Annotated in this window: 18 protein-coding genes and 1 pseudogene; 13 read left to right on the top strand and 6 right to left on the bottom strand. The window is 42.8% G+C overall.

Annotated elements, in window-relative coordinates:
• The first annotated feature begins 109 nt into the window (after nt 1-109).
• Nucleotides 110-1,216 carry a peptidylprolyl isomerase gene (locus tag H6G96_RS29465; RefSeq protein WP_190916196.1) on the top strand — a complete coding sequence of 369 codons (1,107 nt, stop codon included), beginning with the start codon at nt 110-112 and terminating at the stop codon, nt 1,214-1,216.
• 62 nt (nt 1,217-1,278) lie between these two features.
• Here the strand turns inward: H6G96_RS29465 and H6G96_RS29460 are convergent, their stop codons facing one another.
• Nucleotides 1,279-1,866 (bottom strand): Uma2 family endonuclease, encoded by a 588-nt coding sequence (locus tag H6G96_RS29460; RefSeq protein ID WP_190916194.1) that lies wholly within the window; start codon nt 1,864-1,866, stop codon nt 1,279-1,281.
• 89 nt (nt 1,867-1,955) lie between these two features.
• Here H6G96_RS29460 and thiL point away from each other — a divergent pair, with 89 nt between their 5' ends.
• Nucleotides 1,956-2,999 (top strand): thiamine-phosphate kinase, encoded by a 1,044-nt coding sequence (gene thiL / locus H6G96_RS29455; RefSeq protein WP_190916192.1) that lies wholly within the window; start codon nt 1,956-1,958, stop codon nt 2,997-2,999.
• Between the two features lie 59 nt (nt 3,000-3,058).
• Here the strand turns inward: thiL and H6G96_RS29450 are convergent, their stop codons facing one another.
• Complete coding sequence (locus H6G96_RS29450; protein WP_190916190.1) at nt 3,059-4,072, bottom strand: type I glyceraldehyde-3-phosphate dehydrogenase; 1,014 nt, start codon at nt 4,070-4,072, stop codon at nt 3,059-3,061.
• Nucleotides 4,073-4,188: 116 nt separating this feature from the next.
• Nucleotides 4,189-4,815 (bottom strand): nicotinate (nicotinamide) nucleotide adenylyltransferase, encoded by a 627-nt coding sequence (gene nadD, locus H6G96_RS29445; RefSeq protein WP_190916187.1) that lies wholly within the window; start codon nt 4,813-4,815, stop codon nt 4,189-4,191.
• 404 nt (nt 4,816-5,219) lie between these two features.
• On the opposite strand from nadD, the gene murC reads away from it, so the two are divergent.
• The 4 genes from murC to H6G96_RS29425 all read left to right on the top strand — a co-directional run bounded on the left by murC (nt 5,220) and on the right by H6G96_RS29425 (nt 8,907).
• Nucleotides 5,220-6,683, top strand: a complete 1,464-nt coding sequence (murC, locus tag H6G96_RS29440) for a UDP-N-acetylmuramate--L-alanine ligase (protein ID WP_190916185.1) — start codon at nt 5,220-5,222, stop codon at nt 6,681-6,683.
• A gap of 124 nt (nt 6,684-6,807) precedes the next feature.
• Nucleotides 6,808-7,809 carry a UDP-N-acetylmuramate dehydrogenase gene (gene murB / locus H6G96_RS29435; protein ID WP_190916183.1) on the top strand — a complete coding sequence of 334 codons (1,002 nt, stop codon included), beginning with the start codon at nt 6,808-6,810 and terminating at the stop codon, nt 7,807-7,809.
• Nucleotides 7,810-8,019: 210 nt separating this feature from the next.
• Nucleotides 8,020-8,367 carry a YbaB/EbfC family nucleoid-associated protein gene (locus H6G96_RS29430; RefSeq protein WP_190730567.1) on the top strand — a complete coding sequence of 116 codons (348 nt, stop codon included), beginning with the start codon at nt 8,020-8,022 and terminating at the stop codon, nt 8,365-8,367.
• Nucleotides 8,368-8,436: 69 nt separating this feature from the next.
• Entirely contained in the window at nt 8,437-8,907 is a 471-nt protein-coding gene (locus H6G96_RS29425; protein WP_190916181.1) for a low molecular weight protein-tyrosine-phosphatase, read from the top strand.
• Between the two features lie 63 nt (nt 8,908-8,970).
• On the opposite strand, the gene H6G96_RS29420 is transcribed toward H6G96_RS29425, so the two are convergent.
• Nucleotides 8,971-9,654, bottom strand: coding sequence for a response regulator transcription factor (locus H6G96_RS29420; protein ID WP_190916179.1), 684 nt, complete (start codon nt 9,652-9,654; stop codon nt 8,971-8,973).
• A gap of 639 nt (nt 9,655-10,293) precedes the next feature.
• On the opposite strand from H6G96_RS29420, the gene smpB reads away from it, so the two are divergent.
• Together smpB and H6G96_RS29410 are read left to right on the top strand one after the other, a co-directional pair.
• A complete protein-coding gene (smpB, locus tag H6G96_RS29415) occupies nt 10,294-10,761 on the top strand; it encodes an SsrA-binding protein SmpB (RefSeq protein WP_100900463.1) in 468 nt (155 codons plus the stop codon).
• 181 nt (nt 10,762-10,942) lie between these two features.
• Complete coding sequence (locus H6G96_RS29410; protein ID WP_190916177.1) at nt 10,943-11,233, top strand: WGxxGxxG family protein; 291 nt, start codon at nt 10,943-10,945, stop codon at nt 11,231-11,233.
• Nucleotides 11,234-11,530: 297 nt separating this feature from the next.
• Here H6G96_RS29410 and H6G96_RS29405 read toward each other — a convergent pair whose 3' ends face one another.
• Together H6G96_RS29405 and H6G96_RS29400 are read right to left on the bottom strand one after the other, a co-directional pair.
• On the bottom strand, nt 11,531-12,949 hold the full coding sequence (locus H6G96_RS29405; protein WP_190916174.1) for an IctB family putative bicarbonate transporter: 1,419 nt from the start codon (nt 12,947-12,949) through the stop codon (nt 11,531-11,533).
• A 513-nt stretch (nt 12,950-13,462) separates the two neighbouring features.
• Entirely contained in the window at nt 13,463-15,022 is a 1,560-nt protein-coding gene (locus H6G96_RS29400; RefSeq protein ID WP_190916172.1) for a GAF domain-containing sensor histidine kinase, read from the bottom strand.
• Nucleotides 15,023-15,589: 567 nt separating this feature from the next.
• On the opposite strand from H6G96_RS29400, the gene H6G96_RS29395 reads away from it, so the two are divergent.
• The 5 genes and pseudogenes from H6G96_RS29395 to H6G96_RS29375 all read left to right on the top strand — a co-directional run.
• Nucleotides 15,590-16,774, top strand: coding sequence for a DegT/DnrJ/EryC1/StrS aminotransferase family protein (locus tag H6G96_RS29395; RefSeq protein ID WP_190916270.1), 1,185 nt, complete (start codon nt 15,590-15,592; stop codon nt 16,772-16,774).
• 96 nt (nt 16,775-16,870) lie between these two features.
• Nucleotides 16,871-17,764: a cyanoexosortase B gene (gene crtB / locus H6G96_RS29390; protein ID WP_190916170.1), complete on the top strand. Its 894-nt coding sequence runs from the start codon at nt 16,871-16,873 to the stop codon at nt 17,762-17,764.
• A 148-nt stretch (nt 17,765-17,912) separates the two neighbouring features.
• Nucleotides 17,913-18,635 (top strand): cyanoexosortase B system-associated protein, encoded by a 723-nt coding sequence (locus tag H6G96_RS29385; RefSeq protein WP_190916167.1) that lies wholly within the window; start codon nt 17,913-17,915, stop codon nt 18,633-18,635.
• Between the two features lie 214 nt (nt 18,636-18,849).
• A complete protein-coding gene (locus tag H6G96_RS29380) occupies nt 18,850-20,202 on the top strand; it encodes a polysaccharide biosynthesis/export family protein (protein ID WP_190916165.1) in 1,353 nt (450 codons plus the stop codon).
• A gap of 226 nt (nt 20,203-20,428) precedes the next feature.
• Nucleotides 20,429-22,174: pseudogene (locus H6G96_RS29375) on the top strand (lipopolysaccharide biosynthesis); the annotation flags it as partial.
• Between the last annotated feature and the right edge of the window lie 129 nt (nt 22,175-22,303).

Here is a 22,303-nt window from a genome sequence, read left to right as displayed (position 1 = left end):
TGTCATTTGTCCTCTGCCCTAGACCTCTGATCCACTCATCACTTAACGTGGGAAGATTATTTATGGGTTACGTCCAATCAACAATTTAATGCTGCATTTGAGTTATCCCATGCTTAACTTATTAAAATCCTGGCTGAAGAACAGCCTAATGGCAATACTGCTGGTAACAATATTTTTAGGCATAACTACAGCTGGGTGGACTCCCTCCAGTAGCGCCGCGCTGCCAGCCGGCAACGCAATCACCGACGGCAAGGCTTTGTTGCGGTATGCACTCCCGATAGATAACAAACCTGTACGGCAACTACAAGCCAGTTTAGAGGACATCTCTGCCCAACTCCGGGCAAATCGGCGATGGGGTGCTATTTCCAAAGACATCAGCAAAGCATCCCGAATCCTCGATAAACCCTCCCAAATATTAACAAGCGTTCCCGCAGAACGCCAACCCCAAGCGGAAGCTTGGATTACCGAGTTGAAATCTGGGGTGGGTAAATTAGAAGAACTGGCGAAGAGCAAAGATAAAGAACAAATTCTCCAAGAAAGAGGCAAACTTCTCAATCTCGTTACTCAGCTAGAAGAGTCAATGGTGAAAGAATTCCCCTTTGAAGTGCCTGCTGAGTACAGTAACCTGCCACAACTTAAAGGTCGTGCCACTGTAGAAATCAAAACTAACAAAGGCGATTTGATCCTCGTAGTGGACGGTTATAGTGCCCCTGTCACTGCTGGGAATTTTGTAGATTTGGTGCAGAGGGGTTTTTATAATGGCTTAGAGTTTACCCGTTCTGAAGAATCTTACTTTCTGCAAACTGGAGATCCCGTCGGCAAAGACGTAGGTTTCATTGATCCAAATACCAAAAAATATCGTGCTATTCCCTTAGAAGTCTTAGTTGAAGGTGATAAAGAACCTACCTATGGGATTACGCTAGAACAAGCCGGTCGTTACATTGATATGCCAGTTCTGCCCTTCTCTGCCTTTGGTGCAGTGGTAATGGCTCGTCCCGAAAGTGAAGTAAATGGAGGTTCTTCACAATTCTTCTTCTTTCTCTTTGAACCAGAACTTACCCCCGCCGGACGCAACCTATTAGATGGTCGCTATGCCGTTTTTGGCTATCTCACCGAAGGCAAAGAAGTTTTGGATCAACTGAAGGCAGGTGACAAAATTGAATCGGCAAAAGTCGTTCAGGGAATAGAAAATCTGGTTGAACCGCAAGCAGCATAGGAAGGGAGCAGGGGGAGATAAGGGAGATTAATTAATAACTCCTAACTTTTGTACAGGCGCGATTAATCCCGTCTCCCCTGATTCAGATTTCCGGCGGTGAATATCTGATCAACTGCGACCGCTAATTCTGGAAAAGTCCGTGATACAATTTGCTGATTGGCGTTAAAAACTGTTTCTTCGTAAAATCCATCTTCCAGTAATAACACTGAAATCTTTCCTTCTAACGGATCTACAATCCAATATTCAGGAACCTCTAAGGCCGCATATTCAGAGCGCTTATAGCGATAGTCCCGTTTCACCGACTCTGGACTGACCACCTCGACAATTAGTAACGGGGGAGACTGAAATACTGCCGAGGCATTCAACAATTCTCTGGCTTGTTCCACTGTCACTACACACAAATCAATCAACCTAGATTTATTTCTACCCGTTCTCACCCCACTTTCCCGAAAACTCAGCCAAGGTGAGCTGCAACGTTTGATTTCTGCATCTAGTAATTGCTCAAGAAATTTGGGAATCAGAAAATGTTCAATAGTAGGTGGGTTCATTAGCTCTAGCTTGCCATCCATCAGTTCATAATGGGAACCGTTACCATCATCATAGGTTAAGTACTCCTCAAATGTGATGCTGGTTACTGGTGTTGTTACCATCCCAACTGACTCCTAGACGATACCCTTATATTAAACAGTAAAGCAAATCATCAGTTTTCTTAGTAATTTTGCAACGCGGAAAACCGATTGTGAACAGTAAGTTATCTTCTCTACAAGTACAAGAGATTGGTGAACAAGGTCTTTTAGAAAGATTGCAGCGTTTCTGTCCACCAGAAATTATTGGGGATGATGCGGCAGTACTTGTGACTGCACCAGAGCAATCTTTGGTAGTAACAGCAGATATGCTGATTGATGGCGTACATTTTAGTAACGTTACCACTTCCCCAGAAGATGCTGGTTGGCGGGCTGCTGCTGCCAATTTATCAGATTTAGCAGCAATGGGTGCTTCCCCATTGGGAATTACTGTCGGGTTAGGACTCCCCGGTGAAGTTAGGGTGAGTTGGGTTGAGCGACTGTACCAGGGAATGACAGAATGCTTGCAAAAATACAATACCTCAATTGTCGGGGGTGATGTCGTGCGATCGCCCGTGACTACTCTAGCAATCACCGCTTTTGGTCAAGTTAACCCTAGTCAAATTATCCGCCGTTCTGCTGCTGTAGTGGGGGATGCGATCGTGGTTACAGGCATTCATGGAGCCTCAAGAGCTGGTTTAGAATTACTCTTGCATCCCGAATTAGGACAAAACCTCAAAGATACAGAACGCACGGCTCTAATCCGCGCCCACCAACGCCCACAGCCACGATTAGATGTTTTACCAATCCTCTGGAAAATCTTAACTCCTAACTCCCAACTCCTAACTCCTAACTCTCAATTCCTCATTGCTGGTATGGATAGCAGCGATGGTTTGGCAGATGCGATTATTCAAATTTGCCGCGCCAGTAGTGTTGGCGCTGTTTTAGAACGAAGAGAAATTCCTGTAGCAAAAACTTTTAACCATTGGCTGACACAAGAGCAAGCGCTGGAATATGCTCTATATGGTGGCGAAGATTTTGAATTAGTGCTGTGCTTACCAGAAGAGTTAGCATCAGCTTTAGTGCAACATCTTGGTGAAGGTGCTGCGATCATAGGCAGCATTACATCTGGATCAACAGTACTATTGCACGACGAACAAAAAAAATTCCCTGACCAAGTTCTCAGTCTCAGCCAGGGATTTCAACATTTCAATAGTTAGGAGTTATGAGTTATGAGTTTTAATTCCTAACTCCTCACTCCTCACTCCTAACTTTTTAATTAAACCCACTTCGCGGCTACTAATTCTGCCAAATCCAAAACTCGTTGGCTGTAACCCCACTCGTTGTCATACCACGCCATAACTTTTACTAGGTCATTGCCCATAACCAAAGTCAAGCTGGAATCGACAATCGAAGAAGCATCGCTACCTTGATAATCGGAAGATACCAATTCTAGTTGGCTATAGTCCAAAATGCCTTTGAGTGGCCCTTCGGAAGCATCTTTGAGAGCTTGGTTAACTTCTTCAGTAATAGTACGCTTCTCAACCTGAACTACGAAATCTACCATTGAGACGTTCGGGGTAGGTACACGCAAGGCAACACCATTTAGCTTGCCTTTGAGGTCTGGGATAACCAGCGCTACTGCTTTTGCTGCACCAGTAGAGGTGGGTACAATGTTTATCGCTGCTGCCCTCGCCCGTCGCAAATCCCGGTGAGAAGCGTCTAGCAAACGTTGGTCACCTGTGTAGCTATGGGTGGTGGTCATCGTGCCTTTGATGATGCCGAACTTATCGTTCAACACCTTGGCGATTGGTGCCAAGCAGTTGGTAGTACAGCTAGCGTTACTGATAATGTGGTGTTTGTTGTGGTCATAGTCGTGATGATTCACACCAACCACAAAAGTGCCATCCTCATTTTTGCCAGGAGCGGTAATCAGAACTTTCTTGGCTCCAGCATTGACATGCTTGAGCGCTCCTTCTTTGCTAGTAAACACCCCGGTTGCTTCGATAATTAAGTCAATTCCCCAATCTTTCCAGGGCAAGTTTTCTGGGTTGCGATCGGATACGCACTTAATGGTCTTACCGTTAACGATGATAGAGTTATCATCGGCACTAATCTCAGCATCTTTGATCTTCCCTAGCATTGAGTCATACTTCAGCAGATGAGCATTGGTTCTAGGGTCTGAAGTGTCATTAATGGCCACAAGGTCGATTTGACTATTCTCTCTACCCACCCAGCAGCGTGCAAAGTTACGTCCAATCCGCCCGAAACCGTTGATTGCAACTCTAATCACAGTGTCTTGCCCTCTGTATTTATGCTTATATGTTGATATCGTTGACCCCAATCATATCGCAAAGGGGGGGGGCACTTTTAACGATAAAGTGTTAGATCAATAAAAAAACACATAATTTATTCAGATTTGTTCGAGTAGAGATTGTTGTTAGTGATATATGATCTAACCGTTTCCGGGACTAAATAACGAATTGACTGGCGATCGCAGCAAAATTTGCGAATTAGACTTGACGAAACTCCTACTAAAGGTATATCTAAGAGTTGCCAGTGAATGGTATGTGATTGCTCTTTGAGTTGTTCCTCTACTTGCTTGCAGATTAATTTGCTTTGAGTTATAGTCTCACCACCTAGCAGTCGGGGTGCGATTAACCAATCACACATTTGTGCTAGTTCGTGTCCACGGTACCAACGGGGTAAGGTTTGGAAAGTATCCAAGCCCACAATCCAGTACCAGTGAGTATTTGGGTAAGAAGCAGATAAATCCTTCAGCGTGTTCATGGCATAGGAAGTCCCAGAGCGATTTGCCTCCACTAGTGAGGCGGTAAACGCTGGGTTATCTTTTATGGCTAATTGCAGCATTGCTACACGATGCTCAAACAAAGCTGCTTTTTTGTGAGGAGGATTTAGGGATGGCACCCAAATTACCTTTTCAAGGGATACTTGATGCAAAGCTGTCTCGGCTACGAGCAGGTGTCCCCAATGAATTGGATCAAATGTGCCACCAAAAATTGCTAATTGCTGCATCCAGTTATGCCTGGGTTTTATGCAATTGAAAAATAGTTTCATTACCAATGTACTATTGTACTCAATTCAGTCCTAAACTTGATGCAATTTAAAATCAGTTTCACTAACAATGTATGATGTAGCCAATTCCAGTAAGGTAGTCAAAAATATGTATTTGACATTACAAGAATTTCTTTCCCGATGCGGTCAAAATTTTCAGAATAATCTTAACAACAGTTCAGAAATAGCAAAAACCTCCAACCAAGGTAAAATCATTCTGAACAAGGAAAACCAAAGCGGAATCATCATTTGGGCATTAAACATAAACATGATATAGGAGCTAGTTACGGTAAAAATCAAATTCCTGTTATGATACGCGTGTCATTTGTGATTCATGGTGTGGTGTGGTGTAAAAGGAGCAAGAAATGACTAATTCTGTAGATTTTAGTGGTAGACCATTTCATTTCATTGGTATCGGCGGCATAGGTATGTCTGCTCTGGCATACGTTCTTGCCAAGCGTCAATTTCCAGTATCAGGTTCGGATCTTCGTCCTAACCACATTACGCACAAATTGGAATCTATCGGCGCTCATATTTTTGGTAGACAAGAGGCAAGCAATCTTGAATTCTTTCGCCCTCAAGTATTAGTTAATGCAGTAGTATTAAATTCACAAGAACAATTACCTGCTGATACTAAGTCAAAACTACCTCAAGTCATTTGTTCAACAGCAATTAACACAAATAATTTAGAATACAAAGCAGCACTAGAACTAGGTTGCCCAATTTTTCATCGTTCAGATGTACTAGCAGCTTTGATTGCCGATTACCACAGTATTGCAGTGGCAGGAACACACGGCAAAACTACAACCAGTAGCATGATTGGCTATATGCTTTTAGAAGCTGGCCTAGACCCAACGATTTTAGTTGGTGGCGAAGTCAATGCTTGGGAAGGTAATGCTCGATTGGGACAAAGCCAATATTTGGTAGCCGAAGCAGATGAATCTGATGGTTCCTTGGTAAAACACGCTCCAGAGATTGGCATCATCACCAATATTGAACTCGATCATCCTGACCATTACGATACATTAGAAGAAGTAATTGACATCTTTCAGACGTTTGCTCAAAGTTGTAAAACGTTGATAGGTAGCATTGACTGTCCTACAGTGCGCGATCGCTTGCAACCTACAATCAGCTACAGTTTACATTCAGATACAGACGCTGACTATACCGTTACTAATATTGATTATCGTGCTGATGGCACCACGGCTCTAGTTTGGGAAAGAGGCAAAGCTTTGGGCGTGTTGAAATTGCGGCTGCTCAGTCGGCACAATCTCAGTAATGCCTTAGCAGCAGTGGCCGTTGGTCGCGCCTTGGGCTTAGAATTTGGAGAAATCGCTAAAGGTATTGCCACCTTTGAAGGAGCAAGACGTCGCTTTGAGTTCCGAGGTGAAGTTGATGGTATTACCTTCATTGATGACTATGCTCATCATCCCAGCGAGATTCGCGCTACTCTTGCCGCAGCACGTTTACAGGCAAGACCAGGACAAAGAGTAGTTGCAATCTTCCAACCCCATCGCTATAGCCGGACACTCACATTTTTAGAAGAATTTGCCGAGTCGTTTACTCATGCTGATTTGGTTGTGCTGACTGATATTTACAGTGCAGGTGAACCCAATTTAGGGCAAATTACTGGCGAACATCTAGCGGCGGAAATTGCTAAACAGCATTCTCCTGTAGTTTATCAACCAACTTTATCCTCAGTGTGTGAGTTCTTGCTGCAAACACTACGCCCAGGAGACTTGGCGCTGTTTTTAGGGGCTGGGAACTTGAATCAGGTTATTCCTGAAATAATTACGACACTTTGCGAACCTGCTAAAGCCACATCTTAAGTGGAAACTTTGCGAAGTTTTATTTCTGAACAAAGCACTCTTCTAGCAACGGTTTCATTTGTGAACTCTATTACCGTATCTTTGCGGTAAATAAACGTAAAAATTTTACCCAAAAAAAGTAAAGATGACCATTTCCCAGGCAGCTGGAAACGTCTGCACAGTTTCTGCTTTGAATACAAAGAAACATCAAACGGTTAATTCGGTGGACAGTGAAGTTATTTACTTACCTAATACTGATTGTACGATCAAGCCCCAGGCTTGCTTGTCAGCGTTTACTTCCTATCGAGTTGGGGGAGCAGCTGATTTGTATGTTGCCCCCCGAAACTTAGAAGCACTGCAAGCAAGTCTTAAATACGCAAAAGAACGTGATTTAAAGGTAACAACACTAGGAGCAGGTTCTAACCTGCTAGTGAGCGATCGCGGCATATCAGGCTTAGTCATTGCCACTCGTCATCTCCGCTTCAGCAACTTTGACCCCCAAACCGGTCAATTAACTGTTGCTGCTGGAGAATCAATTCCTAGCTTGGCATTGGCGGCAGCAGAGTTAGGGTGGGAAGGATTGGAGTGGGCTGTTGGTATCCCTGGAACAGCCGGAGGTGCAGTGGTGATGAATGCAGGGGCACATAATAACTGTATCGCAGATATGTTAGTTAGTGCCGAGGTACTTTCACCCGATGGTACGCTGGAAACTCTTACCGCCGATCAGTTAGGTTATGGCTATCGAACTTCATTATTGCAAGGTGGCGATCGCATAGTCACCCAAGCCACCTTACAACTCGCGCCAGGTGCAGACCCAGCAAAAGTTGTGGCAATCACTAAAGAACACAAAAAGCATCGGTTAAGCACCCAACCATACAACTTCCCTAGCTGTGGGAGTGTATTCCGCAATCCCAAACCTTATAGTGCTGGCTGGTTAATTGAACAAACTGGTCTGAAAGGCTACCAAATTGGTGGAGCGCAAGTAGCACTACTTCATGCTAATTTTATCGTTAACCGGGGTGGGGCAAAAGCTAGTGATATTTTTTGCCTCATTCGCCACATCCAACATCAGGTACAAGAACGTTGGTCTATTAATTTAGAGCCAGAAGTCAAAATGCTCGGAGAGTTTCAAGGTGCTTGTGGATAGGGAATGGGGAGTAGGGAGTGGTGAGTGGGGAATCAGGGAAAAGGGAAGCAGGGCAGGCAGAGAGAAATAACTGATACCCTATTCCCTACTCCCTACTCCCCACTCCCCATTCTATGACGCATTAATTATTAGTAAAAAAATAGGCAAATTACTTACCGCATCTATAATTGAATTTGATTTGTTATTCAACGCACAAGCGTAAATATAATTATGACAGGAAAAGGACAGGGATTCGGCTTTGGCTTAGGAAAAATGAAGGAACTAGCCGAAGCTTTTAAAAAAGCACAGCAAGTTCAAGAAGGTGCAAAGCGACTCCAAGAAGAATTGGAGCAAATGGAGATTCAAGGAGAATCTGGCGGTGGTCTAGTCAAGGTGATTGTAAGTGGGAACCAAGAACCCAAGCGGGTAGAAATTTCTCCAGATGCTCTAGGGGAAGGTGCAGAAGTACTTTCTGATCTCGTAACGGTAGCAATGAAAGAAGCCTACAACAAGTCCACTGCAACAATGCGGGAACGCATGGAAGATTTGACCAGTGGACTGGAACTTCCTGGATTTTAGTCAAAAGTCATTAGTCATTGCTCATTGGTCAAATGACTTTTGACTCTTGACAAAAGACAGAAAATATCTATGGCTTACAAGTTGTTATTTGTCTGCTTAGGTAACATCTGCCGATCGCCATCGGCAGAAAACATTATGAATCATCTAATTGAGCAGGCTGGCTTGAACGAACACATCCTCTGTGACTCAGCTGGTACATCTAGTTATCACATTGGTAGCCCACCTGACAGACGCATGAGTGCTGCGGCTGCTACAAAGTTGGGAATTAAACTGCGTGGTCAAGCACGCCAGTTTCAAAAGTCAGACTTTCAAGACTTTGATTTAATTTTAGCGATGGATCAGGAAAATTATGAGAACATCATCGCTCTTGATCAAACTAAGCAGTATCAGCATAAAGTGCGTTTGATGTGCGAGTTTTGCTCTCGGCACACCCTAAAGGAAGTTCCAGATCCCTATTACGGCGGCCAAGAGGGATTTAATCAGGTTATTGATTTACTCATTGATGCTTGTGAAGGTCTGCTCACAAAAGTTAGGAGTTAGGAGTTAGGAGCTAGGAGTTAGGAGTTTTAATTCCTCACTCCTCACTTTTAACTCCTCATTTTTTTATTCCACCAAACCATGCTTCATCGCAAAACGCACTAATTCTGCTCGGTTGCTGGTTGAGGTTTTTCTCAATAAACTGCTGACGTACTTTTCCACTGTGCGAGGACTCAGGTGTAGCTGATGACCCATATCGGCATTAGAAAGACCATGAGTCAATAACTCTAAGACTTCCTGTTCTCTATGAGTTAGGGATGAGTGCAGATGGGATTTATGAATTTGAGTGGACAGAGAATTATGGGCATCCGCCGCTTTTGTCGAGGCGGAAATGCCCAAACTCTCTTTATGAGAAAATCGGTACTCCGATTGAATAATTTGCGATCGCTCCAAAAGATTGCGGATTGCTGCTGCTAACTCTTCCAATTCAAAAGGCTTGGGTAAGTATAAATCACACCCTGATTGGTAGCCCAAAATTCTTTCTTGGGTCTTCGTTCGGGCTGTTAATAAAATGACAGGCAATAACCGAAACACTGGTTGTTGACGCACCCGACGCACTAGTTCATAACCATTCATCTGTGGCATAACGATATCCGTAACAATCAAATCAGGATGATACTCATCCACCATAACCAAAGCCTCTTGACCGTCATTAGCCGTGATCACTGAGTAGCCAGACAGTTCAAGATAGTCGCTAACAGACAGACGAGTGCCCAAATCATCATCCACTACAAGGATCGTCAAGGGCATGGACAATACACCCCTAGCATTTTTTTACTCAGAAATTTGCTTCTACGCGCTTCATCAGTGAACACAGGCAAGAATAGTGTTCTTATGTTTCATACTATGACAGGATTACCAGGTAATGAATGCCTTCAAGGGTGATTTATAAAATAAATCTTAAATCCTTAGGAAGGATTAAGGAATTTAAACTCACCTTTGACTCCGTACGCTTGGGAGGCACAGAAAACTTGGTAATTTGTAACAACTCATCAATAAGGTAGAGCAAATGCTTACCATAGTGTAAATTAATATTGACATAATTAATAATTGCTTAAAAACTAAGTAAGTATAAGTATCCTTTCTTTGTGCCTTGTAATTAATCCTTAGTCAATCACTAATAATTATTGGCGTCATACCAATTATTTGTAAAACTACACAAAATCGGGCCTCGTCAGACTTGGAGCTTAAGCTAATTTTTCTATTCAACCTCACAGGTAATTGGGATCAGGTAACTTAAAGTTGCGATAAAACTCTTAATTTTGAACTTATAAAAGCTAAATTAGTGATATACAGTTCAGAATTTATAGCGGTTCTAAGATACAGCCTATAATTAACAAGCCAATCCAAATAATTTTTTAGGTACATTTAAAGCACACAAAATTATCAATGAGCGACAAGAGCGACAGTTACAAAGTTATTAGCGACAACCGCCAAGCCCGTTATTTGTATGAAATTCTAGAAACTTACGAAGCTGGAATCGAGTTGACGGGAACCGAGGTTAAGTCGATTCGTGCGGGTAAAGTCAATCTTCAAGATGGCTATGCTTTGCTTCGCAATGGTGAAGCATGGTTGATCAATGTGCATATCTCGCCTTATAACGCTAGTGGACAATATTTTAATCATGAACCACGGCGTACACGCAAGCTGCTGTTGCATCGCAAAGAACTTCGCAAGCTAATTGGCACAGTAGAACAGCAGGGTTTAACTTTAATCCCTTTAAAAATGTATCTCAAACGCGGCTGGGTAAAAGTAAGTATAGCCCTTGGCAAAGGTAAAAAGCTCCACGATAAGCGAGAAGACCTGAAACGACGCCAAGACCAGCGTGACATTCAACGGGCAATGAAAAACTATTGAGCGTTAATGCCGCTAAACTACCACACCAGAGTGAGAAACCCATTGCTGTAAGAAGTATGTTGTATGTCCACAGCGTGAGTTGTGAAAATTCCTAGTTTATAGCCACAGATTGATTTTCTTTAGGTTGGGAATCGATAAAGTGGTAGGTAACTTCGGATGGCATAAGGAATTGTCACAACTTATGAAAAGTAATTTCATTACAGCTGTTAGTGCTGGTGTTCTCAGCTTGAGTATAGGAGTTTTACCTTTAACTCTATCCGCACAAGCTCAGACGACAAATGACCCCGGAGCAAATACTACTTCAGGAACGACCACAACGACCACTTCCGACGATCGCAACGGTTTTGATTGGGGTTGGCTAGGATTACTTGGTCTAGCCGGTTTGGCTGGTTTGGCTGGTAAAAAGAGTGAGAACCAACCCACCGCTTACCGCGACCCTAATGCTCCAGGAGCCACTACCTATAGGGACTAGTACTACAAGGCGGAAGTTAAAAGGAGCCAGCGCGTGCGGCCTTCTCTCAAAGCGAGAAGCTAGGGCCAAGGGAGTTTCCCTCATGACCGACTAGCGTTGGTTTTCCTGACCTGTACCCTTACTGGGGAGCAAGCTACGCTGTTTAGCAACTAGCTCTCAAAAGTCAAAAGGCTTTAATTTTCGGCTTTTTGACTGTAATGAAATCGTAGGTTTATTTCCGCCGACCTGTTAGTAGATGATTCAAAATTTCAAAATTGTCAGTTGTTCAGTAGAAAAACAACTGACAACTTGATTATGTTAATTTACTGTTGGTTCTAAGTTAGATGAATTTGTCTGATTTGGAGTTAAAGGTGTCCAATAGCTAGCAATTAAGGCAACAATGAGCCACCAGAGGGTATTAACTTCAGGACGATACCAGACAGTATCTACGGTTCCATGAGCTAGCATGCCTAACAAAATAGCGATCGCTCCAATTAACCAAAATCCCTCTACATTTCTCAATCGTCGCAATCGTCGCATCTGTAGAAATGCCGTATTCAAGGTGACGATTATTAGCCAGAGAAAGCACGCTAAACCAACAAAGCCAGTTTCTACAGCCACTTCTAACAAAATAGAATAAGCGCTCAAAGCAGTGTAACGAGGGCGTTGGTAAAGGGGATAAACTTTATTAAAAGAATTATGGCCAGGGCCAATGCCGAAAATCGGGCGATCGCGGATCATATCAAAGACTGCATCCCAGACATTCCGGCGAAAATTATTACTGCTATCTTTGCGATCAGCAAAAATGCTCAAGACCCGGATCTGCACAGGCTCTACAAATATCACTGCTAGTATTAATACCCCGATCAAACCTCCTAAGACAATCGGTATTGACCAAGTGCGCCAAAAAGGAGGCATTTCTACGCTTTTCCAATAAACTAGCAATGTCATCACAGCCAAAACTGCTACCACTAGTCCAATCCACCCGCCACGACTAAAAGTGAGGATTAGGCAAGCAGTATTTACAATGAACATTGTTAATGCCAAAGCTTTTTTAAGCCAGCTTTGCCATGCAAAAATTGCCACCAAGCTAAAAATTACTGCTGGTAAGAGGTATCCAGCCAATAGATTGGGATTGCCTAAATAACTGTAGACTCTTGTTGTTTTAGACAGAGGAGATTCAGGATCAACCCAAGTTGCCAGTGCTGTGGCTCCAAAAAACCATTGCCGCAACCCATATACGCTGACAATTAACGATATGTGCAGATAAAGTGTGATAATCCAAGATCGGAGGCGAGGCGACCTGAGTATCCTGGCACAAAGGGCAAATAGCAGCAAATACAAGGTCAACGTTGCCAAGTCATTAAGTGCAGCCTTTTTCACTGGTGATAATGCTGTTGCTACTGCGGCAATTCCCCAGTAGAGCAATACCAGTAAGTGAATGGGAGTGACTAAGGAGACATTTGCTGGTGTTACTTCATCAGATAAAGTCAACAACAGCCAAAATCCCACACAAGCCACCAGCAACAAGCCCACCAATGTACTCGAAGTAAAAGGTGCAAGCGCATATACTAAGCTCAGTAAAGCTGCTGCGATCGCATCTCCCCACTGAATCAAGATGCTGGTTTGCCGCCAAGAGCTTAACAGTCCTACTAGAAAACGGTGTACGTAACTGCTAGCAAGGTATTCTTTGAGCGGTAAAGATGATAAAGTAAATCGTTGCCAGACTAAATTCATAAAAAACATTGCGATCAATTAGCCTGCCGACGCAGAACTTGGAATTGATCATAATGCCTATGGCTATAAAAAGGTAATAACAGAAATTGCACATCGCATAATGACACTCTTATTCCCAGCCATCAGCCACTGCCTTTAATCAAAAACCACTTTAGGCAATACGAAGTTAAGATAATTCTTAATGTACCTAGTACAGCTTTATGTAAGATCGTGACGAATTGAGGGTTGAAATTTAAACGCATAGGCGCTTTATCTTCCCACAGAGTAGAGGCACAGAGTTAAGCGCAGAGGCACGTAGAGAATTCGCTACGAATTAATGAAATGTAATATTTATTACACAACAAGTAGATAAGCTATCGCCCATCTAAGTTGCACATTTTTCTGTGTTGACTGTTGAGTGCTGACCGTTGACTGTTAACTGTCAGCACTCAACAAACCTGATGAGTTATTGTGTAATTTAAAGGCATAATAGCTTATAAAGTACGTCTTTCCCAATGCCCAACGCCGATCTGATTAGACATCGCCAATGGATTGTGAAGGAGCCGCCAGTTGCAATGGCAAAGAAAGCACATAACGATATCCTGATTCTGGTGAACCTTGAATCAAAATTTGCCCACTATGTAACTCTGCCAGTTGACAACTTAGCAAAAGACCTAAGCTTTCACGAGAAATACTTCCATGTGATTTAGCTACATTTATACCTGAACTAGCAGCAAATAAGTTTGAGTGGGCATCACTCAAATTTTTTGAATTGTCCACTGCTACTGATGAAATATCTCGTTGCTCCTGGCTTTCTGTATGACTATTGTAAGTTGCTACCTCACCTGTAAGCTCCAGCAGTGATAAAGAATTGAGGCGGAAGTAGGGATCAACCTCAGTGATCCCGTCCCCTAGCCAAGGATGGGAAACCCAAATGGTAATGTTGAGTGTATCTTCCTTGTAAGAAACATGAATCCGAACAATGCTACCTGTAGCCGAAAGTTGAATCACACTGAAAATCAGGTGATAGAGGATTTGCCGCACTTTGTCTTTATCTAAAGGCCAAATGCGGTTGCGTCCCGGTTCAATAGAGAGGCGAATATCTTGTTCGCGGCGATTAGCTACTTCTTCAAGGGTATTGATAGCTTGTTGACATAGCATTTCGATATCTACAGGAGCTATATTTAGCACAGTTGAGTTGTCATCCATAGCTCCTAGTTCGGTAATTTCGTTTACTAGGGAAAGTAAGTACCGACCACTGTGTTGGATAATTTCTAAATATTCTCTCTGCTTAGTCGTCAAAGGCCCATAAATCTCACGTCCTAAAACACTAGCCATACCGAGTACAGATGTTAAAGGCGTGCGTAACTCCTGAGTTAGCTGATCTAAAAGTTCCAGTTTCAGTTGTTTGGTAGAAACAGAGCCACTATCTTTATCTTTAGCGACTGGGGTGATTTTAATCTCAGTATTACGTTCGTCATGAAGTGAAAATATAGGAGCGATCGCAGGAGTGCTAGATTGGAGTTTCCCTTGCAGGAGCCGATTACGCTCAAATTCACTCATGCTCCAACGAGCTATGATTTGTAAAAACTCAATATCTCGGTTTGTAAAATTGCGTGGCACTAAATCCATCACCGCCAATGCACCCAAGCAATTTCCTTCTGCATCAATCAGTGGCGCTCCTAAATAAGCACGAATGCCATAATCTTGCACCAACTTACTACTAGCAAGTACTGAGTCTGTAACCTTATGCGTATCATTAATTACAAATATTTGAGAACTCTCTACTACTTGAGTGCAAAAGGATTCCCGGCGTGCTAGTTGGCGGCTCTGTGCCAAATGATTCATGAGTCCCAACCTAGATAAGCCCACGGCTGACTTGAACCAATGGCGTTCTTGATCCACAAATCCCAATATGGAAATTGGTGCTTCCAAAAAGTGGGCAGCAGTCTGTGTGGCTTCTTCAAAAACCGGAATTGTTTCTGATTGCCGCAAACCTAAATCTGACAAAGCTTTGAGGCGTTGTTGTTCTCTCGATTCATGAGAATCCCAACCATCCTTTAGGGCAAATAATTTGTTTTCAGGCTCTACCATTGCCACTGCTACCTTAATAATTTCTTGATCCTGTAATTGATAAATTGATACAAATCCTATTTCTAGGTTATCAATTGCTATTTTTAAGCATTCCCTAATTTTGCCTCTAACAAACAAGTTGGGGGCAAAAATTTTTTACCCTTTCCATTAAGCCAGTAACGCAGTCTTGAGCAGTTACTAGTTACTGGTACTGAATATTCTCTATTTATCACTGATGTAGTCTTTATTGCTTGAGTTTGACGATCAGACTGCGTTAGATTTGGATTCAGTCAGGGTAACCTAATGCTAAGGATACAATACCAAATGTCTGCAATTCTTTATGTACAGAAAGGAAAATTACTATTGCAATGTTTAAGGAAATTTACTTACAATAATTATATTTATGTAATTTTTATAGCAATTATTACTCATGACAGTTAGCACTGATGTCTGACAATCCAAAATAGTTTATATAACTCTTTATCCGATAGATTGAACCTATTACAATTTAACACTGAAATTGTACAGGTTTTTCTATTTTTTCCATCCGAGGAAATCTCTCTTTGAGGACAACTGGTAATGAATAAAATGACTATTAGAGTTCCTTTTGTAGACTTGAAGTTACAACACGAACCAATCCAAACACAATTGCAAAAAGCAATCCAATCTGTATTGGAACAGGGAGATTTTATTTTAGGGCAAGCACTCTCAGATTTTGAAGCAGCATTTGCAGCAGCATCGGGCGCAGCTTATGGTGTTGGTGTTGCATCAGGAACAGATGCGATCGCTCTCGGATTGCAAGCGTGTAATATTGGTGCTGGCGATGAAGTGATTTTACCCGCAAACACTTTTATAGCAACCTTGATTGGGGTGCAACGGGCTGGCGCGAAGCCAATTCTAGTAGATTGTGATCGCCAAACAGCCTTAATTGATCTAGAAGCCGCAGCCAAAGCAATTACGCCTCAAACTAAAGCAATTATCCCTGTACATCTCTATGGGCAGATGGTATCACCACGCGAGTTATTGAACTTTGCCGATACCTACAAACTTCTAATTTTTGAAGATGCAGCACAAGCACACCTCGCCCAAAGAGATGGATATCACGCCGGTTCAGTAGGCATAGCAGCAGCTTTTAGTTTCTATCCCAGCAAAAATTTGGGAGCATTTGGGGATGGGGGAATGCTGCTGACACAAGATTCAGATGTAGCCCAGAAGATGGTGCGTTTGCGAAATTATGGTGCATCGCAAAAGTACTTTCATACTGAACCAGGTACAAATAGCCGCTTGGATACTTTACAAGCAGCGATCTTGCACCAGAAGCTACCATATTTACCACAGTGGAATCGCGATCGCTTGACTATTGCCCAGCAGTATGATAGAGAACTAGCACCCTTGGCAGATGCTGGTATTATCCCTATGGAAAACCAAAGTGATACAGGCCATGTGTATCATCTTTATGTGATTAGAGTTGATGATTCTTGCCCAATAGAACGCCAGCAACTCCAGGAAAAACTCACAGCAGTAGGAATTCAAACTGGCATTCACTACCCAATCCCTTGTCATCTCCAGCCAGCATTCAGCAACTTAGGCTATCAGCCTGGAGATTTTCCTGAAGCAGAAAAACTGTCACAGCAAATCTTATCATTACCGATGTATCCTGGTTTGAGCAGTAGCCAAGTCAAAGAAGTTGTAGCTGCGATCGCTTATGCAGTCTCAACAAGTTCTCAGGTAGATGAATCCTCCCCTATTGACCTTGGCAGCGTGGTAGCCTGAAGTTAATTCATACCTAATGTGCATCTAGCAATTAGACATTTGTGCTTTGTCAGTTGCCAGTTGTCCTTTGCAAATGACCAATGACTAATAAAAATCATGGCACTCCAGCAACAGATTAAAAACAGAAGTGCGTCAGGCTTATTATATCTAGCTATTTTAGGCATTTTGCTGCTGCTTTATGCTCCTATATTGCTACATTGGTTAGATGGTTGGCTGCACAAAAATATCAGTACAGAACACGAATATTTCAGCCACGGGATTATTGGTTTACCATTTGCGGCTTATGTCGGCTGGATGAACCGGAAAAAGTGGACACGTTTACCAGATACGATCCATCCTTTGAGCGCTGTTTTGTTGTTATTAGGGGCAGTGTTTTATCTAAGCGGTGTTACAGAGTGGGTTAACCTTTCCTTGCCCGTGATACTGGCGGGATTATGCTTGTGGTTTAAGGGAATAGCAGGTTTGCGATTGCAAGGATTTCCCCTGCTACTAGTATTTTTGGCAACCCCAACAGCAGTACCCTATCTTATTGCTCCTTATACATTGCCTCTGCAAAGCTTTATTGCTGGCACAGCAGGCTTCATACTGAATCAATTCGGTATGGATGTAACCGTAGATGAGATAAATCTCTACGTAGGAGGGCGGATTGTGGAAGTTGCCCCTTATTGTGCAGGGCTGAAAATGTTGTTCACGACTCTCTACGTCGGCTTGATGCTGCTTTATTGGACAGACGCTTTATATTCACGCCGCATAACTATATCGTTTTTATCTCTTGCTGCGATCGTTAGTACTATTGCTAATATCATTCGTAATACTTTACTAACTTTCTTTCACGGCACAGGTCAAGAAGCGGCTTTTAAATGGCTGCATGACGGTTGGGGTGGTGATCTCTACTCGGCGTGTATGTTAGTGTCATTAGTGCCCTTACTCAATTGGATTAATAGCTATTTTTCAGCATCTCTAGAAACTGAGCAAGAAGCAGAAAGTTAGAATTATTGGGCATGGGGCATTGAAAAGAGGCGGAGAGGAAAACTCTTCTCCCATGCTCCCTTGCTTCTTCTCTACTCATAAATATTACTGAACTCATGGTGTGATTTTATAAAGTAAAATTTTGCCTAAGTATTATAAAATTTTACTGATGATTTCCTTCTCCAAGTTCTTCAAGGAAAACCAATTAAGTCAGGTAGCAGCACTTTTGTTATTGCTACTGCTGCTAGCAATAGGAGGGGTTCCCGGATATCTGACAGGAAAATGGCAATGGAAGCAGCCACCACCTGTTACTACCCTCAACGAGCTAAAACAGATCCGCAAGACTGGGTTAGCCCTTCCTGGTTGGCAAACTGTTGAACAAGCAGAACAGCCAATTGGCGAACATAAATGGTCTTTGCAGGTAATTAAAAAAGAAGTTTCCGAATCTCAGGCAATCTTGCTTTTGCTGCCGCAAAATGGGCCTATGGATCAACCAGAGGTAGAGTGGACAGACGTTAACGGTTGGGGAAGATTGCGCTGGGGGAAGTGGGATATAGCTCAATATCGTTCTGCTGAATTTACTGTGAAACCACCTGCAAAGTTGGCTTCGAATGCCGATAAGAAAGTAGAAGCTAGGTTTTTTCGCGCCTCCACCCCACAACAAACCTTCGCTGTATTGCAATGGTATGCTATGCCAGACGGCGGAAATCCATCACCTTTACGCTGGTTCTTGGCGGATCAATTGGCACAGTGGCGCAAGCAACGCACTCCTTGGGTGGGTGTGAGTATTCTGATTCCAATGGAACCTTTAGGGCAAGTAGAAACATCTTGGTCTTTGGCCCAGTCTATAGGAGAAACAGTGCAAGCAGCATTGATGGCGGGCCCTTTGTAGAGTCTGTTAAAGATGCCTTGGTGCAGAGATTCTTCAGTTGTATCTCTACAATCGCGTTTAGGTAAAATTATGAAGTTATAAATTAAAATTGGCAAAATTTTTCTACTTTTTGTTGGTAAAATATTTGCAGACAAAAAAAACATTTAGGACATTTATTTTTAGAGTAAAATGACCACTCGGCGCGACTAATTCTTATATCAGTTTTCCTGCACCGATGTTTATAGATTCTAGTTATTATATGCGTGCATCCAGCGCCCTGTGTTTTGTCAGTCTTCAAGTGGGAGTTTTCTTAACAACACCTATCCAACTTGTTGTTGCCCAGCCTTTTCTACCTCAAGGACAATCACCAAGGCAACCCCCTTCGCCTTTGCCAGGTACTGAAGTTGTACCTCAAGGTGCAAATGACGAAATTTCTCCTCAACTGACCCGCTATCTTTTGGGGCCAGGAGATGTAATTAGTGTTGTGCTTCAGCGTCCTCCTGGCCCGTACCGCTTAGGAATAGGAGATGGAATTAGCGTTTCGGTTCAGCGCTTTCCAGATTTGAGCTTTCAAGCTTTAATCAACCCAGAAGGTAACATTGTGGTGCCGCTACTGGGAACGGTATCATTACAAGGTTTAACTTTGGAAGAAGCTCAAGAAAGAATCCGCTTAGGTTTAAATCGTTATGTAGTTGATCCAGTAATAGTTTTAGGTCTAGCAACGCAGCGTCAAGACTTAAGTTTTCAAGCTGTAATTAGTCCAGAAGGCAACATTGTAGTGCCGCAAGTGGGAACGGTATCATTACAAGGCTTAACTTTGGAAGAAGCTCAAGAAAAAATTCGCTTGGGTTTAAGTAGCATTGTACCCGATCCAATCGTAGTAGTAGCCTTGGCAGGGACGCGACCAGTTCAAGTTACCATTAGCGGGGAAATATTTCGACCAGGAATTTATCCGATTAATTCATCAACACCCCGTGTTGCTGATGCCTTGCTAATATCTGGTGGTTCAACATTAAATGCAGACCTGCGACAAGTGCAAATACGCCGGAAGTTAATCGATGGTTCTGTGATTTCACAAACTATTGACTTATATGCAGCACTGCAAGATGGCGGTTCAATTCCTAATTTACGCTTACAAGACGGAGATGCGATACTCATCCCCCGTCGTGAAGTTGGTAATGATGACGGTTATGACCGCAATTTAGTTGCACGTTCATCCTTAGCTACACCACAGATTAGAGTCAGGGTTTTAAACTACTCCGCCGGAGGTCTTTCTATTCAAGCATTACCTAACGGGAGTACATTTGTAGATGCTTTGGGAGGAATAAATCTCGACACTGCTAATCTCCGGGACATCGCTCTGGTTCGCTTTGATCCTGAACGAGGTCAAGCTGTTACCCAGAAACTTGATGCAAAAAAAGCTCTAGGAGGCGATGCATCTCAAAATGTGGCTCTTCAAGATAATGATGTTCTTGTTGTTGGTAGGAACCTCATCGGTAGAATTACTAATTTCTTGACTACCATTACCCAACCCTTCTTCAATGTCCAGTCCTTCCTCCGATTTTTTGACAACTTTGGCGGTAGGTAAAATTAGTGGCTCTAAAAGAAGGATACAGGTTGGAAAGAGTTTGGAGTGGAGAAAGCCACATCTCCAAGTTCATTTTGAATTTATTAAAATATTTAAAGATATCAATTGAGATATACAGTAGGAAGTTAATAGCGCCCTTGCCTTGTATCAAAGCCACTATTTTTAGTTTGGTGCTTCCTAAATTTTGAATTTTGAATTTTGAATTTTGAATTGGAGCGAAGCGACCATGACCCCACCAATTGTTAAACGCTATCTTATTGCTTTTGAAAAATACAAGTGGATTGGACTAGCTAGTTTTGGTTTAGTTGTAGTGGGGTCAACGGTGGTGGCTATGCAGCCAGAGCCACCTATTAACTACATAGCATCTGCCGCACTTACCTATGCTGGGCCACCAGTTTCTTTCTCTGCAACTGGTAGTCAAATCCAGCAGCAAGGAAAGGAACTAAATCAGGATGTTTTATTATCAAACCAGATAATTGCGACAGTGGCAGAGAAAGTAAATGTTAAACCGCAACAACTGGGTACAAATGTTGTCCTTACTTTACCTAAAAAAAATCCCAGGACTGGAGAACTTGAAACAAGTATTTTTGAACTGAAATATGTAGATAGTGACCCCAAACGAGCCATAGAGGTCTTGACTGAATTGATGCAATCGATGATTAAGTTGAGTAGTGACATCAATACTGGGCGATTACAAGCAATTATTGAAAAGATTAATGAGCGTTTACCACAAGCTAAACGGGAATTGCAAATTGCAGAAAAGAGGCTGGAACAGTACGATCGCATAGAGCGAACGGCAATATTAGCAGCAGAGAATGGTAGCTTGTTAAGTGCTATTACTAACAGCCAAAATCTACAACGGCAAATTCAATTAACTATTTCTGGGGTTGATGGTCAAGTTCGCAGTTTAGAAGATAAGTTAGGTTTATCAGTCGGACAGGCTTATGTTTCTTCTGCTTTGAGTGCCGATCCAATTATTGGGAACTTGCGAGCGCAAATTTATCAAAGTGAGTCGCAAATTGCCTTACTCAGAAAAGATTTGCGACCAGAACACCCAACGATGGTTCAGTTGCAGCGTCAGAAACAAGCTGCTGAGGAATTGTTGCAACAACGTGCTTCTGAAGTATTAGGTGGTGATGGTACGGCGGCTCCGCTTCGGGGTAGCGTCGCAGGTATCCGCGCCCAAAGTAGCTTGGATCCAGCCCGCCAGCAGTTGGCAAATCAAATGGTGTCTCTGCAAACCCAACGGGAGACGCTGCAACAACAACTAGCTCAAGAAATCCGACAAGAAGCGCGACTACGGCGAGAGTATTCTCTGATACCCAATAAACAATTAGAGCGATCGCGTTTAGAACAAGAGGTTGGACTTAAAAAAGCCATATATGACCAAATGCAGGCAAAGCTAACCGATTCTAAAACCGCAGAGGCAGAAACTACCAGCAGCCTTAGCATTGCCAGACGCCCCACAGCAGCTGCGGAGATAAAACCTCCTAAGAGTGTACCTATTACCCTTGCTGTGGGTGGTTTATTAGGTGCTTTAATTGGTGGTGGGGTAATATTTTTGTTGGGAGCGCTGGAAGGGACTTTCAAAACCAGAGAAGATATTCGCCAGAGCCTCAAGCAACGGGAAGTGCCACTGTTGGGAGAATTGCCTTTAATGCCAGTTGATGATTTGCCTCAAGAAGCAGTGCCGGTGGTACTTTCTGCGGATTCTCCTTATTTAGAATTTTATGAAAAATTCCGTAGTAATCTGCGCCGAATTGGTGGTAACGCCTTGAAAGTGGTGTTGATTACTAGCACCAGTAGCCTAGAGGGTAAGACAGCAAGTGCATATAACTTGGGTATAGCTTCAGCCCGTGCTGGTAAAAGAACCTTAATTATCGAAACAGATTTGCGATCGCCTTCTCGTTGTACATCCTTGAATGTAATTCCTGACCAAGATGCCACCATTGAACCCCTGCGTTATTACGCTAACAGGACTTACGCAACTGGCACAGGCGATCGCTAATTACTGGTACTTTAGTACTATATAACTGACGTAACTGGCAGAGGCGATCGCTCATAAAGAGTATTTTTGTACTATAAAAATGCACATGAAATG

The sequence above is a fragment of the Nostoc sp. FACHB-892 genome, assembly GCF_014698795.1.
Taxonomy (GTDB): domain Bacteria; phylum Cyanobacteriota; class Cyanobacteriia; order Cyanobacteriales; family Nostocaceae; genus Nostoc.
Note: the sequence above shows the minus strand (reverse complement) of the source record. Positions and strands in the feature narration are given on the sequence as shown.